The organism is Streptomyces sp. NPDC001292, from assembly GCF_042896465.1.
Taxonomy (GTDB): Bacteria; Actinomycetota; Actinomycetes; order Streptomycetales; family Streptomycetaceae; genus Streptomyces.
On sequence record NZ_JBIAXG010000050.1, the window covers coordinates 1 to 14,561 of the forward strand.

The following is a 14,561-nucleotide window of genomic DNA, read 5'->3' on the forward strand; positions in this document are numbered from 1 at the left end:
GGGGGGGGGGGGGGGGGGGGGGGGGGGGGGGGGGGGGGGGGGGGGGGGGGGGGGGTGGGGGGGGGGGGGGGGGGGGGGGGGGGGGGGGGGCGGCGGGCGCCCCGCCCCCCCCCCCGCGCCGAAGGCACGAGCCGTGGGTACGGGGGGAACCCCGGCTCTGTGCGGCGGCCGATGACCAGTCGGCTCACTCACTACTGCGCCACCGCCGCGGAAAACGTCACACCGCCGCCGAGACGATTTTTACCGCGGCACGAACCCGCAGGTCGGAGCGGCGGCAGGCGGAGGATCACAGAGCGCTGTAGGTGGGACCCGGCGACGGCGCCGAGGTCGGGGCCGACTGCTTCGGGACCAACGGGGCGACGTCGGGGAGCTGCGGGGTGAGCAGCGTCGGTGCGAGGCCCTTGCCGAGGCCGCGGTCGTCGCCGCCGAGGCCGCCTGGGTCGCCGCCCTGGTCGTCGCCCTGCCCGCCCTGGGCACCCTGGTCGCCCTGGCTCTTCCCGCCGCCCTCGCCGTTCTGGCCGCCGCCCTCGTTCTCGCCCTGGTCGCCGCCGCCCGTGTCGCCGGAGCGGCCGTCGACCGTCTTCAGGACCCCCTGGCAGTACGACCAGACGCGCGCGGAGCCGCCGGCCGCTCCCTCCAGGGTGCGCCGGCGGTCGGAGTCCAGGCTCTTGCCGTCGCGCAGATCGCGGCAGGACGCCACCAGCCGGTTCCAGCGATCGCCGAGGGCGCCCTGTTCGTCGCCGGAGCCGGTGGCGGCGTCGCGGCCGGGGGCGGCGCTGCCCTCGCGCGCGGTGCTTCCGGCGTCGCCGTCGGGGGCGGCGGTCGTGGCGCCGCCGGGCGTCCGCGTGCCCGGACCGCTGCCCGTGGTGCCGCCGGGCGAGGGCGATACCAGCGGGTGTCCCGGGGTCGCCGGGACGGAGACGGAGGTGCCGGGGGCGGGCTCGTCGCCGCCGAACGGCGTCGGCAGCACACCGGTCGTGGCCGCCGCCGCTACCCCGCCGACCGCGCCGGCGGCCAGCGCGGCCGACAGGGCGAGGCGTACCGGCCGGCCCCGGCGCCGCGACCCGGCACGCCGCGGACGCCGTCCCGTACCGCCACGCGCTCGCGTGCCGATACGGACGAGCCCGACGTCGTCGGAGACCACGGAACGCGGACGGGAGTGGGTCTCGAGGTGCGCGTCCGTGCCCTCCGCGGCCCGCTCGTCGGCCCGCTGGGCGCGCGCTTTGCGGAAGGCGGCCAGCGCGGCGGCCTCACCGGGCAGCGCGGCGTCGGCCGAGTCGGCCGGGTACGCCGAGGTGGGCGAGGATGCGGGAGAGGCGGACGAGTCCGGGAAGGCCCGGGCGGCCGGAGGGGGCGGGTACGACTCGGCGGACAGGGCGCCGAGCGCCTTGGCGAGCCGTTCGGCCGGGTGACGGACGGTGATGTCGACGGTGTCCAGTGGCTCCCCGCGCAGCAAACGCTCCGCCGTGTCGCGGTCCAGCCACCTGTGCTGCTCCTCGGCCATCACATGTCCTTCTGCGTCCGGGCACGCATATGCGTCACACCGGCGGATGTCACCGCACGGCCCCGCGGTTCTCGCGGAGGCGACAGCGCGCCGAGCTCGTGGGGGGATTCCGGATCGTCGCCGAGGAGCTCCGCGAGCCGTTTCAGACCGCGGTGCGCGGCGGTGCGCACGGCACCGGGGCGCTTGCCGAGCGTCTCGGCCGCGGTCTTCGCGTCGAGCCCCACGACCACGCGCAGCACCACGGCTTCGGCCTGGTCCTGCGGGAGTTGGGCGATGAGCGAGAGGGTGCTGCCGGTGGCCAGGGCCTCCATGGCCTCGCCCGCGGTGTCGGACTCCGCGGCGCGGCCGGCCAGTTCCGTCTCGTCGCCGCCGATCGCGGGGCGGCGGCCGCGCATGCGTATGTGGTCCAGGGCGCGGTTGCGGGCGATCCGGGCGGCCCAGCCGCGGAACCGGTCGGCGTCCCCGCTGAACCGCTCCATGTCGCGGGCGATCTGGAGCCAGGCCTCGGACGCCACGTCCTCGGCGTCCGGGTCGCCGACCAGTGTGCGTATGTATCCGAGCAGTCGCGGGTGCACGGCACGGTACACAGTCCGGAAAGCGGTCTCGTCCCCGTCCTGCGCCGCGAGCACCGCGGCGGTCAGCTCCGCGTCGTCCCCCAGCACCCGTGGTGCCCTTCCTCGCGACTGAACCGGCACCGCTGGCGCGGACCGGCCTCTGGCCGTCATGGTTCCTGAGTTGATGGTTGCGGTGTTCGAGGCGGCAGATCGTTGCGGTGGCCATGCCCGCCGCGCCTCGGCGCGAAAGGCACGTTACGGCCTGAAACCGCCTTCCGTCCATGACCGTACAACGTGCAACCAACCGGAGCGGGGTGAGGTGTGACAGAAACCGCACCCTCGGCGCTGTAAGGAGTACGGGCCGCGCGGCCCGTGCCGCGCGACGGCCGGGGCCTCTCCTGTGGGGGGTGGCGGCCCCGGCCGTTGCCTCGGTACTCATCGCTCCCGCGCCCCGCCCCGGACCTCCTCCTCGAGATGCCGCGCCAGCCGTTTCAGCCCCCGGTGGGCGGCGGTGCGCACCGCGCCCGGTCGTTTGCCGAGGACGCGCGCGGCGGCGGGACCGTCAAGTCCGACGACGACCCGCAGCAGTACCGCCTCGGCCTGGTCGCGGGGCAGCCGGCGGACGAGGTCGAGAGCGCGCTCGGTGGTCATGGACTCCAGGGCCTGGTCATGGGTGCTGTGCGGGCCGGGCAGATCGAGGACGTCCTGTTCGAGCGCGGTGGCCCGGGGCCGCACCCGTTTCCGGCGCAGATGGTCGAGCGCCCGGTGCCGGGCGATGGTCGCCGTCCAGCCGCGAAACCCCGCCCCGTCGCCCCGGAACCGGCCGAGGTCGCGCGCGATCTCCAGCCAGGCGTCGGACGCCACGTCCTCGGCGTCGTCGTCGACGAGACCGCGCAGATACCCGAGCAGTCCGGGTTGCACGAACCGGTACGCGACGGCGAAGGCCTCCTCGTCGCCTTCCTGGGCCCGCGCGACGGCCGCACCCAACTCCCCGTCGTACGCCTGCGCGTGGCGGGGTTCCCCTCCCTGGCCCAAGAACCGTCCTCGTCCGTAGCGAGTCCCCAGACGTGCGCACCACCGACCGGCCGTGTCCACGCCCCCAAGGTCATCAGCGTCGGCTCCCACAGAAGTGTCACAGCTCGTCAGCGGCCCCACGGCCACGGCTCAGGTCCGCTCGGTCCCCATGGCGTCCCGGCACAGCAGCCGCAGCGACCCCTGGCCCGTGAAGCACCGCCCGGCCTCCTCGATGGGGTCCCACAGCCGTCCGTCCGTGGTGCGCACCCAGTGCTCGCCGCCGCTCGCCCACCACTCGGCCCCGCCGCCGTGACGGACGATCACCTCGCCGGCATACGCGCCGAAGCCGCGCAGCACGCTCCGCACGGCCGCGTACGGCGTGCCCTCGCGCCGTATCTCCTCGATCGTCCGGTCGACGCGCCACAGGCTCTGCGCCGAGTAGTCCAGGCGCAGCCGAGCGCCCTCGCGCATCGCCGTCACGGTGTCCGCCGCCCACCGCACCGGTTTGGTGGCGGCCTGGGGCCGACTCTGCTGCTGAGTCGTCACATGCTGGACTGTCACATAGGGAAGAGCGCATCCGCCCGCGGTTCGTCACCCGCGATCGCGACCTCCCCCACAACCGGCGCACGACCGGCGCAGGACCACCGCACCGGGCCCGCAGGACGCTCACAGGTTCCCGCCGCGCCATCGGCCCGTCCGGGGCTCTGGGCTCACACCCGGCCGCGAGTCCGGCGGGACACCACCGCCCGCAGGACGCGGCGCCCCTCCGTGGAGACCTCCAGGGCCTGGCGGAGTCCGGCACGACCGTGCCCGGCGAGCAGCTCCAGGACGGTGATCTGGCGGCGCAGCTCGCCGGCGACCAGCGGCGACATGCCCTCGCCGGGAGCCGGGACGGGGGTTGCCCCGGCGCGGACGGAGTCGAGCGCCTCGGGGAGGCAGTCGGCGGGGGCACCGTCCTCGGCCTGGTCGAGGAGCCGGTGGATCTGGAGCGAGGCGACCGAGCAGGCGTCCGCCCACTGCCGCACCTCGGCCGCGGACCGGGCGGCCGGCGCGGCGGCCAGCATCCGGCGGACCAGCAGCGCGGCCTCGTCCTCGGCGTCCTCCTCGTCCATCGCGTCCAGCGCGCCACGCGCCTGCTCCAGCCGCTCGGCCCAGTCGCCGTCCGAGGAGTGGGCCGAGTCCTCTGCGAGGCTCCCCCACAGCGGCCGCAGGACCTCGTCGTCGCCGCCGAGCAGGGGTACACACCGATCCAAACAAGCCAGCCCGCTGGCGGCCAGTCCGCGCTCGTCGGCCTGCGCGATCAGTTCCACCAGACTCATCCACGCCTCCTCAAAGGGCGCCGACCTCTACGGAGCCCGCACTTGCCCTTACTGCGTGCGATCGGCCGGTAGTGTCACACGGGTCGCACGCGGAGTCGAGCAAGTTGGCATAAGAAAAGGTTTCGGCCAATGACCGAGGTCGGCGGTCGGCTCGGGAAGCGGGTCAGGCCGCGCTCGGCGCCGGTCCCCGCAGCGCCTTCTCGTGCTGCATACGGGTCAGCCGGAGCACGGCGAGCACGGCGAGCACGGCGGCGACGATGTCGAGGACGTCGCTGAACATCATCTGCCGGGCGGCCCGGTGCAGTTCCTCGGCCGTGACGGCCCGGTTGTAGCCGGTGGACGCGAGGCGGTCGGCCACCAGCCGGCGCGGCACCCGGAACCTACGGCGCCCGCCCTTCGCACGTCCACTCGATTCGGCGTCAACCCAGCTTGGCGGCAAGCTCCTTGAACTCCGCCCAGGACATCGCCGGATCGTCCGGGTCCCACAGCTTCTGGACGGTCGCCCGCAGCGGCATCCGGATGCCGGCCGCCACCTGGTCCTGGGTCTGGGAGTTCGCCAGGTCGCACCACACGGCGAACGAGCCGCCGAGTATCTGCGCGTCGTACCGGGCGGGCACCGCCTCGGTGCCGCGCAGCACGCGCGGGGTCCACTGCTCGTAGATCCGCCGGCCGGTCGGGTAGACGAAGGTCTGCGGCTCGCCGAGGACGTAGTAGAGGAACTCGTCGTTGTAGTTGAGCACCTTGCGGCCGGCCCCGAGGTACTCGAGCGGCTGCCGGGCGCCGTACTCCTTGCCCGTCCAGTAGGCGACCTCGATGTCCTGGGCGGGCGGCACGGACGAGCTCCGGAAGAAGCCGTCGTTCCAGGCGCGCGGGGCGCGGGCGTGTTCACGGACGGTGGCGGCGCGGTCGTTCAGCCAGTCCGTCGTCAGGTCGGCCACGTTGCCGCCGGAGCCGTGGGCCTTCCTCGCGGCGGCGGCCAGCTGCGGGTAGGACGCCTCGGGGTCGCGCACGGTCAGCGCCTGGTACTCGTCGCCGCCGAGGTGCCAGAGGCCGCCGGGGAAGAGGCCCGCGTACTCGTCGAGCAGGTCGTCGACGATCGCGGCCGACCGGGGTTCGGAGATGTCGATGGCGCCGCGGGTCGCCACGCCCTGCGCGTCGCGCAGCTGCACCTCGGGGTGGGCGGCGATCACCGCGCCGAGGTGGCCGGGCGAGTCGATCTCGGGGACGACGGTGATGTGCCGGCTCGCGGCCAGGTCGACCATCCGCTTGACCTCGGCCTTGGTCAGATGGTCCGGGGAGACGACCTCCGGGTGGGTGTCGGACTCGATGCGGAAGCCCTGGTCGTCGGAGAAGTGCAGGCCGAGCTCGTTGAACTTCAGGTCGCCGAGTTCCCGTATGCGGTCCTCCAGCCAGTCGGCCGTGAACGGCTTGCGGGCGATGTCCAGCATGAAACCGCGCCGCGACTTGGCCGGCGCGTCCTCCACGACCCCCTCGGGGGCCGTGCCGCCGCCGTGCACCTCCTGCTTCAGGGTGCGGGTGCCGTAGAAGACCCCCGCGTCGGCCGGCCCGCTGATGGTCACCCGGCCGTCGCGCACGGTCAGGGTGTACGACTCGGGGTTCCGGCCCTCGCCGCCCTCGGCCAGCGCCAGCCGTACGTCCCCCGGGCGCACGTCGCCGCGCCGGCCGGAGTAGGCCAGACCGAGTTCGCTCGCTATCAGCTTTCCCTCGTCGGCGAGGGAGGCGTCGCTCACCACGACCCGGGCGCCGGGCTCCGGGCGCCAGCCGGGACCGCGGGCGGCGGTGTGGGAGCGCACGGCGGGGATGGTCCGCGGCGCCTGCGACAGCGGGTAGGTGCGGGTGGGGCCGGGACTCACCGAGCCGGAGGACGCGTCCGAGCCGCCCGACGCCGCGCCGGCCGGGGAGCCGTCGCCCCCGAAGGACCACAGGGCCAGCCCGATGCCCAGTGCGACCGTGGCGGCGAACGCGCCGCCGACGACAGCCCGCGTGCGCCGCGGCTTGCGCGCCGGAGCCCGGCGCCTGTGCTTGCTCACGCGGTCAACCTAACGGCCCATGGCCGCCGAACGTGTCCACCGCACGTTCTCAAACTCTCCCGTCCGAGTGAAATTCAACCACCCGTCGAACACGTCATGAGCACACCCGATAACGTAGCGGCACATCTCTCACGGATTCCCCTGCCGACATCCCTGCCGACCTAGGACCCACGCTGCCTGCGCAGAACCTGGAGCGCTTCAACACCGCGCCCGCCCCCGAGGCCCACAGGACCCTCCTGACCTGCCTGCACAGCCCCCGCTGGGCCCACCGCGTCGCCGCCCACCGCCCCTATCCGGACCTGCCGTCCCTCCTGGCGGCGGCGGACGAGGCGACGTACGACCTGAGCCCCGAGGAACTGGCCGGGGCCCTGGCGGAAGAACCCCTGCCGTCGCTGCCCGCCGGCACGTACGCGGCCGCCTCCACGGCCCTGAGCGCCGCCTACGCCGCCTACGAGGCCAGATTCGGCCACACCTTCGTCATCTGCCTGGACGGCACCGCCCCGGACGAGAGCCTGGACCGGGTCCTGCCGGCGATCCGGTCACGTCTGACCAACGATCCGGAGGACGAGCGGGCCGTCGCCCGGGAAGAGCTGCGGAGGCTGGCGAACGGGCGGCTGCGGGGCCTCCTGGGCGCGGCCGCTCAGCCGTCCGTGCACCTTTGAGGGCGAGCTCGATCACACGGGCGGACCCCCACGTAAGGCCCCGGCCAGCACCTCGGTACGATACTGGGGGCCGGTGGACCGTACCCGGCCGGGCCCGACCGACAGTGAAGCCGGCGCGGCCCTAGTCCCCGCTCCCGGAGGGTTCTTCCGTGCCGGCTGGAACGCTGTACCGCGGCCGGGAAGGAATGTGGTCCTGGGTGGCTCACCGAGTCACCGGCGTCCTCATCTTCTTCTTCCTGTTCGTGCATGTGCTGGACACCGCACTCGTGCGTGTGTCTCCTGAGGCCTACGACAATGTCGTGGCCACGTACAAGACGCCGATCGTCGCCGTGCTCGAGTACGGCCTCGTCGCCGCCATCCTCTTCCACGCGCTCAACGGCCTGCGCGTCATCGCCGTCGACTTCTGGGCCAAGGGCGCCCGGTACCAGAAGCAGATGCTGTGGACCGTGGTCGGCGTCTGGGTCCTGCTCATGATCGGGGCGATCTACCCCGTCCTCGGCCACGCCGCTCGCGCGGTATTCGGGAGCTGACGCACATGTCCACCACTGAAACCACCGCTTCCGGCATCGGCCCGGTCGAGGGCGGCTCCGTCTACGGCGTGGACAACCCCGCCCCCCTCATCGAGGCCCCGCGCCAGCGCACCAAGAAGACCCCGAAGTCGACCCGGGGCAACTTCGAGATGTACGGCTGGCTGTTCATGCGGCTGTCCGGCATCGTCCTGGTCGTCCTCGTCATCGGCCACCTGCTGATCCAGCTCGTCCTGGACGGCGGCGTCTCCAAGATCGGCTTCGCCTTCGTGGCGGGCCGCTGGGCCTCCCCCTGGTGGCAGGTCTGGGACCTCGCCATGCTCTGGCTGGCGATGCTGCACGGCTGCAACGGCCTGCGCACCGTCATCAACGACTACGCGGAGCGGGCCAACACCCGGCTGTGGCTGAAGGCACTGCTGTACACCGCCACGGTGTGGACCATCCTGCTGGGCACGCTGGTGATCTTCACCTTCGACCCGAACATCCGCTAGGCCCCGGGACCGAGGTATTTTCCTGATGAAGATCCACAAGTACGACACCGTCATCGTCGGCGCCGGTGGCGCCGGTATGCGGGCCGCCATCGAGGCCACCAAGCGCAGCCGCACCGCGGTCCTGACCAAGCTCTACCCCACCCGCTCCCACACGGGCGCCGCGCAGGGCGGCATGGCCGCCGCGCTGGCCAACGTGGAGGAGGACAACTGGGAGTGGCACACCTTCGACACGGTCAAGGGCGGTGACTACCTGGTCGACCAGGACGCCGCCGAGATCCTGGCGAAGGAGGCCATCGACTCCGTCCTCGACCTGGAGAAGATGGGCCTGCCGTTCAACCGGACGCCGAACGGGACGATCGACCAGCGGCGCTTCGGCGGGCACTCCCGCAACCACGGCGAGGCCCCGGTCCGCCGCTCCTGCTACGCGGCCGACCGCACCGGCCACATGATCCTCCAGACGCTGTACCAGAACTGCGTCAAGGAGGGCGTGGAGTTCTTCAACGAGTTCTACGTCCTGGACCAGCTGATCACCGAGGTCGACGGCGTCAAGAAGTCGGCCGGCGTGGTGGCCTACGAGCTGGCGACCGGTGAGATCCACGTCTTCCAGGCGAAGGCCGTGATCTACGCCTCCGGCGGCTGCGGCAAGTTCTTCCGCGTGACGTCCAACGCGCACACGCTGACCGGTGACGGCCAGGCCGCCGTGTACCGGCGCGGGCTGCCGCTGGAGGACATGGAGTTCTTCCAGTTCCACCCGACCGGCATCTGGCGCATGGGCATCCTGCTCACCGAGGGTGCCCGCGGTGAGGGCGGCATCCTGCGCAACAAGGACGGCGAGCGCTTCATGGAGAAGTACGCGCCGGTCATGAAGGACCTCGCCTCCCGCGACGTCGTCTCCCGCTCCATCTACACGGAGATCCGCGAGGGCCGCGGCTGCGGTCCCGAGGGCGACCACGTCTACCTGGACCTGACCCACCTGCCGCCGGAGCAGCTGGACGCCAAGCTGCCGGACATCACCGAGTTCGCGCGGACCTACCTGGGCATCGAGCCGTACACCGACCCGATCCCGATCCAGCCGACCGCGCACTACGCCATGGGCGGCATCCCGACCAACGTCCGGGGCGAGGTGCTCACGGACAACACCACGGTCGTTCCGGGCCTGTACGCGGCCGGCGAGGTCGCCTGCGTGTCCGTCCACGGCGCCAACCGCCTGGGCACCAACTCGCTGCTGGACATCAACGTGTTCGGCAAGCGGGCCGGCATCGCCGCCGCGGAGTACGCCGAGAAGGCCGACTTCGTGAAGCTGCCGGAGGACCCCGAGTCCCTCGTGGTCGAGCAGATCGAGCGGCTGCGGACCTCCACCGGCACCGAGCGGGTGGCGACCCTGCGCCGCGAGCTGCAGGAGACCATGGACGCCAACGTCATGGTGTTCCGCACCGAGCAGACGATCAAGACGGCGGTCGAGAAGATCGCCGAGCTCCGGGAGCGCTACAAGAACGTGGCGATCCAGGACAAGGGCAAGCGGTTCAACACGGACCTCCTGGAGGCCATCGAGCTGGGCAACCTGCTGGACCTGGCCGAGGTCATGGCGGTCTCCGCCCTGGCCCGCAAGGAGTCCCGCGGCGGTCACTACCGCGAGGACTACCCCAACCGCGACGACGTCAACTTCATGCGCCACACCATGGCGTACCGCGAGGTCGGCGCCGACGGGTCCGAAACCGTCCGTCTCGACTACAAGCCGGTCGTCCAGACCCGCTACCAGCCGATGGAGCGTAAGTACTGATGGCAACCCCCGTTCTGGACAAGGTGGAGGCGGAGTCCGCCGCCTCCCCCTACATCACCGTCACCTTCCGCGTCCGCCGGTTCAACCCGGAGGTCTCGGCCGAGGCGACCTGGGAAGACTTCCAGCTGGAGATCGACCCCAAGGAGCGCGTCCTCGACGGTCTGCACAAGATCAAGTGGGACCTCGACGGCACCCTGACCTTCCGTCGCTCCTGCGCGCACGGCATCTGCGGCTCGGACGCCATGCGGATCAACGGCAAGAACCGTCTGGCCTGCAAGACGCTGATCAAGGACATCAACCCCGAGAAGCCGATCACGATCGAGCCCATCAAGGGCCTGACGGTCCTGAAGGACCTGGTCGTGGACATGGAGCCGTTCTTCCAGGCGTACCGGGACGTCATGCCGTTCCTGGTCACCAAGGAGACCAACGAGCCGACGCGGGAGCGTCTGCAGTCCCCGGAGGACCGCTCCCGCTTCGACGACACGACGAAGTGCATCCTGTGCGCGGCCTGCACCTCGTCCTGCCCGGTCTTCTGGAACGACGGCCAGTACTTCGGCCCGGCGGCCATCGTCAACGCCCACCGGTTCATCTTCGACAGCCGTGACGAGGCCGGTGAGCAGCGCCTGGAGATCCTCAACGACAAGGACGGCGTCTGGCGCTGCCGCACCACCTTCAACTGCACCGACGCCTGCCCGCGCGGCATCGAGGTGACGAAGGCGATCGCGGAGGTGAAGCGGGCGCTGATCACGCGCCGCTTCTGACCTTCCTTCGCACGCGACGCAGAGGGCCCCGTTCCGTCCGGAACGGGGCCCTCTGCGTGCTGCGCCCGGCCGTCGCCGGGCGCCTGGAAGGGTCAGCCGCGCAGGACGCGACCCTGCTTGTCGGTGCGGTCGTTGCTCGTGAGGAAGAGGATGGCGTCGACCAGGGCCCAGATGCCGAGACCGCCGCAGGTCAGCAGCTGGGCGATGCCCACACCCACGGAGCCGACGTAGAAGCGGCCGATGCCCAGGCTTCCGAGGAAGAGCTGGAGGACGCCCGCGACGATCTTCGACTTGTCGGAGTACGGGCGGCCCTGCGGGTCGTAGCCGTAGGGGGCGTCAGGGGTGGGGACAGTCATGGCTGGTGCTCCTGGGGAGTGTTGGGAACGCCCGGAGTGGGAATCTCCGGGGCCAGGGAGCCCGACTGCCCGGTCACACGGCATCCGTGCGCGATTCCATACGCGTCGACGCGCGTCGACCGGATGCGGCCGTCCCCCCTGCGCGTTGGGAGCATAAAGATCCAGAAGGGCGGCGCGGGAGGGGGTTCGAAGGAATGTTCCCGTTCTGTGATCAAATTCGGCCACATTGGCGGCATTTTTTGGCACCGCGCCCGGCCTTCCGGCCCGCCCGCCCTTCCCGGCACCGTACGCCCTCGCCGCACGACCGGCTCTAGACGATGTTGCGGACCACGGTCCACGCCACGGCCACCAGCAGCACCCCCGCCTGCGCCCGGGGGCTGAGCCGCGGGTGCCAGCGGCGCCCACGCAGCCCCTCAAGGGCCCACTTGCCGAGCAGCGCCAGCGCGAACGGCGAGGCGAGCAGCAGCATCCTGTTGTCCAGCCAGGCCTGGTCGAGGCGGCCGTGCATCAGGTCGTACACCATGCGCGTGCCGCCGCAGGCCGGGCAGAGCAGCCCGGTGACGTACCGGAAGGGGCACTGGGGCAGGATGTGGCCGGGCTCGTGCGGGTCGGTGACGTAGAGGTACCCGGCGCCCGCCACCCCGGCGCACAGCACCGCGAGCGGAGCCGCGGCCGGATGCCGCAGCAGCCGGCCACGCAGCGCCCCGTACACCGCGTCAGCCACGCAGGATCCGGCCCTGCGCGTCGGTGTTGTCGTTGCCGGTCAGCAGCATGATGCCGTCGATCAGCGCCCAGATGCCGAAGCCTCCGCAGGTGAGGAGCTGGGCGATGCCGATCCCGACGTGGCCCATGTAGAAGCGGCCGATGCCGAGGGTGCCCAGGCTGAGCTGGAGGACCCCGGCGACGATCTTCGACTTGTCGGAGTAGGGACGGCCGTAGGGGTCGTAGCCGTAGGGGGCGTTGGGGTCGTACTGCATCCCCGGGGGCGGCGGGTAACCACCGGGAGGCGGGTAGCCACCGGGAGGCGGCGGGTACGCGCCGGGGGGCGGGTAGCCACCGGGAGGCGGCGGGTAGCTGCCGGGCTGCTGGTTGGGATACCCGTATCCCGGGGCCTGGTTGGGCTGCTGCGGCTGCTCGGACACGGTGGCTCCACTCTTCGACTGCCGACGAACTGACGGTCATATTGCAGGAAGAGCGGCCGAAGCGAAACATCGGGGTCTCGCTCGGGGACCGGCTCCCCGCGCCGAACGAGTGACCCGGCGCCCGATCCGCGCTCGGCCTACCGGACCGGGCGGATCCCGCACCTAATCTGATGGCATGTCAGATGACGAGTCGTACGAGCTGCTCGGGTTCGACAACGTACTGCTGCCCGTCGGGAATCTGGGCGAGGCCGTGGGGTTCTACGAGCGGGCCGGGTTCACGGTGGCGTTCCATCTGGACGAGGCCGGCATCGCACTGCTGAAGGTCGGCGGCGAGACACCGGGAATCCTGCTGCGCCAGGAGGAGTTCGGACGCCGTCCGCCGCCGTGGCCCTCGCCGCGGGTGTGGCTGGAGGTGCCGGACGCGCGGGCGGCGGCGCGCGAACTCGTGAAGGCCGGGATCGAACTGCTCGACGAGCCCTTCGCCGTGGCGACCGGCTGGACCGTCGAGATCGCCGACCCGTGGGGCAACGTCCTGGGCTTCACCGACTACGGCAAGCGGCCGGAACTCGGGCGCAGGCCCTGAGCCGGACCCCCCACTCCTGCGCCAGCGGTGTTGAACGCGTTCAAAAACAGGTCTAGAGTCTCTCACGCCAGCGTTTTGAACGCGTTCAAATGAAGGGTGGGGGGCATGGACCGCACGGTCATCGCCTACGTCATCTATCTGCTCGTCAGCATCGCCCTGACCGTCTGGGTGGCCCGCACGCTCAGCAGGAACGGGCGGATCTTCCTCGCCGACGTGCTGCACGGCGACGACAAGCTCGCCGACGCCGTCAACCACCTGCTGGTGGTCGGCTTCTACCTCGTGAACCTCGGCTTCGTCGCGCTGTACCTGAGCGGCGACCGGAGCATCGACGACACGCGCGGCATCTTCGAGGCCCTGTCGACGAAGCTCGGCGTGGTGCTGCTGGTGCTCGGCGTGATGCATCTGGGCAACGTGTACGTGCTGAACCGGATCCGCCGCCGCGGGGTGCTGGAGAGCGAGCAGGTGCCGCCGGTCGCGCCACAGGACTGGGCCGCGCCCTCGGCCGGGGCGTGAGCGCGATGCCGGCCGCCGCCGGCCGGGACCGGGACGCCTCCGTGCGCGTTCCGGTCCGCGGGCTGACCGTCCTGTACGACGCCGAGTGCGCGCTGTGCGCGTTCGTGCGCGACTGGCTCGTCAGACAGCCGCAGCTGGTGCCCCTGGAACTCGTCCCGGCCGGCTCCGAGCGGGCCAGGCGGCGGTTCCCGGGCCTCGACCACGGCGCCACCCTGGACGAGGTCACAGTCGTCGGCGACTCGGGCCAGGTCTACCGGGGCGCCGCCGCCTGGATCGCCGTCCTGTGGGCGCTGCGCGAGCACCGGCAGCTCGCCCACCGGCTCAGCACCCCGGCGGGCACGCGGCTCGCCAGGGGCGCGGTGCTGGCCGCCGCCAGGTGGCGCGGCGGACAGCGGGGCCAGGGGCGGTGGGGCGGGGGTGCGTACCAGCGCGGGGACGGGTGGTCCTACGACCCGCGCCATGGCTGGACCTACGACCCACCCGGCTGTGACGGCGGCACCTGCGCCACTGGTTAGGCTCTGTCCGTGCCCGCGAAGAACGACGACGGCCCCGGTGGGGGCGTGCCCGCCAGCAAGTCCGAGCAGACCCGCGCGCTCATCCTGGAGACGGCCATGCGGCTGTTCCAGGAGCGCGGCTACGACAGGACGACCATGCGGGCCATCGCCAAGGAGGCCGGGGTCTCCGTCGGCAACGCGTACTACTACTTCGAGGGCAAGGAACACCTGATCCAGGGCTTCTACGACCGGATCGCCGCCGAGCACCGGGAGGCGGTCCGTGAGGTCCTGGCCAGGGAGACCGACCTGGAGGCACGGCTCGCGGGCGTGCTGACCGCGTGGCTGGACATCGCCACGCCGTACCACGAGTTCGCGGTGCAGTTCTTCAAGAACGCCGCCGACCCCGACAGTCCGCTCAGCCCCTTCTCCGCCGAGTCGGAACACGCGCGCGCGGAGGTCATCGGCATCCACAAGGAGGTGCTGTACGGCGCGCGGACCAAGGTCCCGGCGGACCTGCGCGAGGTGCTGCCCGAGCTGATGTGGCTCTCCCAGATGGGGCTCGTCCTGTACTGGATCTTCGACCGCACGGAGGGCCGCGAACGCAGCTACCGGCTGGCCGAGCGGGGCGCCCGGCTCACCGCCCGCGGGGTGTCCCTGGCCCGCTTCCGGGTCCTGCGCCCCCTGGTGCACGACGTGCACGACCTGTTCACGGACTTCCTCCCGGGGATGACGAGGATGATGCCGGACCCGGCGGGCAGGGGGCGGAACCTTGCGGCCGAGTGATCACCTTCGGGTGCACGGGCGCGAACG

19 protein-coding genes are annotated in these 14,561 nt (G+C 72.0%); 9 read left to right on the forward strand and 10 right to left on the reverse strand.

Annotated features, from left to right (window positions below; translation table 11 throughout):
* Positions 1-286: 286 nt before the first annotated feature.
* From ACFY4A_RS35400 to ACFY4A_RS35430, 7 genes are all read right to left on the reverse strand, one after another.
* A complete protein-coding gene (locus ACFY4A_RS35400) occupies positions 287-1,504 on the reverse strand; it encodes an extensin (protein ID WP_390833409.1) in 1,218 nt (405 codons plus the stop codon).
* On the reverse strand, positions 1,504-2,166 hold the full coding sequence (locus tag ACFY4A_RS35405; RefSeq protein WP_390833410.1) for an RNA polymerase sigma factor: 663 nt from the start codon (positions 2,164-2,166) through the stop codon (positions 1,504-1,506). The genes ACFY4A_RS35400 and ACFY4A_RS35405 overlap by 1 nt, the downstream gene beginning before the upstream one ends.
* 327 nt (positions 2,167-2,493) lie before the next feature.
* Complete coding sequence (locus ACFY4A_RS35410; protein WP_390833411.1) at positions 2,494-3,093, reverse strand: RNA polymerase sigma factor; 600 nt, start codon at positions 3,091-3,093, stop codon at positions 2,494-2,496.
* A gap of 129 nt (positions 3,094-3,222) precedes the next feature.
* On the reverse strand, positions 3,223-3,618 hold the full coding sequence (locus ACFY4A_RS35415; protein ID WP_390833412.1) for a hypothetical protein: 396 nt from the start codon (positions 3,616-3,618) through the stop codon (positions 3,223-3,225).
* A gap of 164 nt (positions 3,619-3,782) precedes the next feature.
* Positions 3,783-4,391: a hypothetical protein gene (locus ACFY4A_RS35420; RefSeq protein ID WP_390833413.1), complete on the reverse strand. Its 609-nt coding sequence runs from the start codon at positions 4,389-4,391 to the stop codon at positions 3,783-3,785.
* Between the two features lie 163 nt (positions 4,392-4,554).
* Positions 4,555-4,749 carry a hypothetical protein gene (locus tag ACFY4A_RS35425; RefSeq protein ID WP_390833414.1) on the reverse strand — a complete coding sequence of 65 codons (195 nt, stop codon included), beginning with the start codon at positions 4,747-4,749 and terminating at the stop codon, positions 4,555-4,557.
* Between the two features lie 61 nt (positions 4,750-4,810).
* The gene (locus ACFY4A_RS35430; protein WP_390833415.1) at positions 4,811-6,442 is read right to left on the reverse strand and encodes a glycoside hydrolase family 20 protein; all 1,632 of its coding nucleotides are present in this window, start codon (positions 6,440-6,442) and stop codon (positions 4,811-4,813) included.
* A gap of 236 nt (positions 6,443-6,678) precedes the next feature.
* On the opposite strand from ACFY4A_RS35430, the gene ACFY4A_RS35435 reads away from it, so the two are divergent.
* The 5 genes from ACFY4A_RS35435 to ACFY4A_RS35455 all read left to right on the forward strand — a co-directional run bounded on the left by ACFY4A_RS35435 (position 6,679) and on the right by ACFY4A_RS35455 (position 10,663).
* Positions 6,679-7,104 carry a 2-oxo-4-hydroxy-4-carboxy-5-ureidoimidazoline decarboxylase gene (locus ACFY4A_RS35435; RefSeq protein WP_390833463.1) on the forward strand — a complete coding sequence of 142 codons (426 nt, stop codon included), beginning with the start codon at positions 6,679-6,681 and terminating at the stop codon, positions 7,102-7,104.
* A gap of 149 nt (positions 7,105-7,253) precedes the next feature.
* Positions 7,254-7,634, forward strand: a complete 381-nt coding sequence (sdhC, locus tag ACFY4A_RS35440) for a succinate dehydrogenase, cytochrome b556 subunit (RefSeq protein WP_390833416.1) — start codon at positions 7,254-7,256, stop codon at positions 7,632-7,634.
* 5 nt (positions 7,635-7,639) lie between these two features.
* Positions 7,640-8,122: a succinate dehydrogenase hydrophobic membrane anchor subunit gene (locus ACFY4A_RS35445; protein WP_390833417.1), complete on the forward strand. Its 483-nt coding sequence runs from the start codon at positions 7,640-7,642 to the stop codon at positions 8,120-8,122.
* Between the two features lie 25 nt (positions 8,123-8,147).
* Entirely contained in the window at positions 8,148-9,902 is a 1,755-nt protein-coding gene (gene sdhA, locus ACFY4A_RS35450) for a succinate dehydrogenase flavoprotein subunit (RefSeq protein WP_390833418.1), read from the forward strand.
* A complete protein-coding gene (locus ACFY4A_RS35455; protein ID WP_390833419.1) occupies positions 9,902-10,663 on the forward strand; it encodes a succinate dehydrogenase iron-sulfur subunit in 762 nt (253 codons plus the stop codon). The genes sdhA and ACFY4A_RS35455 overlap by 1 nt, the downstream gene beginning before the upstream one ends.
* A gap of 92 nt (positions 10,664-10,755) precedes the next feature.
* Here the strand turns inward: ACFY4A_RS35455 and ACFY4A_RS35460 are convergent, their stop codons facing one another.
* The 3 genes from ACFY4A_RS35460 to ACFY4A_RS35470 all read right to left on the reverse strand — a co-directional run bounded on the left by ACFY4A_RS35460 (position 10,756) and on the right by ACFY4A_RS35470 (position 12,161).
* Positions 10,756-11,019: a TM2 domain-containing protein gene (locus tag ACFY4A_RS35460; RefSeq protein ID WP_390833420.1), complete on the reverse strand. Its 264-nt coding sequence runs from the start codon at positions 11,017-11,019 to the stop codon at positions 10,756-10,758.
* A 310-nt stretch (positions 11,020-11,329) separates the two neighbouring features.
* Positions 11,330-11,743, reverse strand: coding sequence for a DUF2752 domain-containing protein (locus ACFY4A_RS35465; protein WP_390833421.1), 414 nt, complete (start codon positions 11,741-11,743; stop codon positions 11,330-11,332).
* Positions 11,736-12,161 (reverse strand): TM2 domain-containing protein, encoded by a 426-nt coding sequence (locus ACFY4A_RS35470; protein WP_390833422.1) that lies wholly within the window; start codon positions 12,159-12,161, stop codon positions 11,736-11,738. Before ACFY4A_RS35470 ends, ACFY4A_RS35465 begins: the two co-directional genes overlap by 8 nt.
* Positions 12,162-12,336: 175 nt before the next feature.
* On the opposite strand from ACFY4A_RS35470, the gene ACFY4A_RS35475 reads away from it, so the two are divergent.
* The 4 genes from ACFY4A_RS35475 (at position 12,337) to ACFY4A_RS35490 (ending at position 14,534) form a co-directional block, all read left to right on the forward strand.
* On the forward strand, positions 12,337-12,744 hold the full coding sequence (locus ACFY4A_RS35475; RefSeq protein WP_390833423.1) for a VOC family protein: 408 nt from the start codon (positions 12,337-12,339) through the stop codon (positions 12,742-12,744).
* Between the two features lie 105 nt (positions 12,745-12,849).
* The gene (locus ACFY4A_RS35480; protein WP_390833424.1) at positions 12,850-13,257 is read left to right on the forward strand and encodes a hypothetical protein; all 408 of its coding nucleotides are present in this window, start codon (positions 12,850-12,852) and stop codon (positions 13,255-13,257) included.
* A 5-nt stretch (positions 13,258-13,262) separates the two neighbouring features.
* Positions 13,263-13,772, forward strand: a complete 510-nt coding sequence (locus tag ACFY4A_RS35485) for a thiol-disulfide oxidoreductase DCC family protein (protein ID WP_390833464.1) — start codon at positions 13,263-13,265, stop codon at positions 13,770-13,772.
* A gap of 9 nt (positions 13,773-13,781) precedes the next feature.
* Positions 13,782-14,534: a TetR family transcriptional regulator gene (locus ACFY4A_RS35490; RefSeq protein ID WP_390833425.1), complete on the forward strand. Its 753-nt coding sequence runs from the start codon at positions 13,782-13,784 to the stop codon at positions 14,532-14,534.
* The last annotated feature ends 27 nt before the right edge of the window (positions 14,535-14,561 follow it).

Bases quoted from the DNA above. Each gene is read 5' to 3' on its own strand.
- ACFY4A_RS35400 (WP_390833409.1), bottom strand. From the start codon at position 1,504: ATGGCCGAGGAGCAGCACAGGTGGCTGGACCGCGACACGGCGGAGCGT.
- ACFY4A_RS35420 (WP_390833413.1), bottom strand. From the start codon at position 4,391: ATGAGTCTGGTGGAACTGATCGCGCAGGCCGACGAGCGCGGACTGGCC.
- ACFY4A_RS35445 (WP_390833417.1), top strand. From the start codon at position 7,640: ATGTCCACCACTGAAACCACCGCTTCCGGCATCGGCCCGGTCGAGGGC.
- sdhA (WP_390833418.1), top strand. From the start codon at position 8,148: ATGAAGATCCACAAGTACGACACCGTCATCGTCGGCGCCGGTGGCGCC.
- ACFY4A_RS35455 (WP_390833419.1), top strand. From the start codon at position 9,902: ATGGCAACCCCCGTTCTGGACAAGGTGGAGGCGGAGTCCGCCGCCTCC.
- ACFY4A_RS35460 (WP_390833420.1), bottom strand. From the start codon at position 11,019: ATGACTGTCCCCACCCCTGACGCCCCCTACGGCTACGACCCGCAGGGC.
- ACFY4A_RS35475 (WP_390833423.1), top strand. From the start codon at position 12,337: ATGTCAGATGACGAGTCGTACGAGCTGCTCGGGTTCGACAACGTACTG.
- ACFY4A_RS35480 (WP_390833424.1), top strand. From the start codon at position 12,850: ATGGACCGCACGGTCATCGCCTACGTCATCTATCTGCTCGTCAGCATC.
- ACFY4A_RS35485 (WP_390833464.1), top strand. From the start codon at position 13,263: ATGCCGGCCGCCGCCGGCCGGGACCGGGACGCCTCCGTGCGCGTTCCG.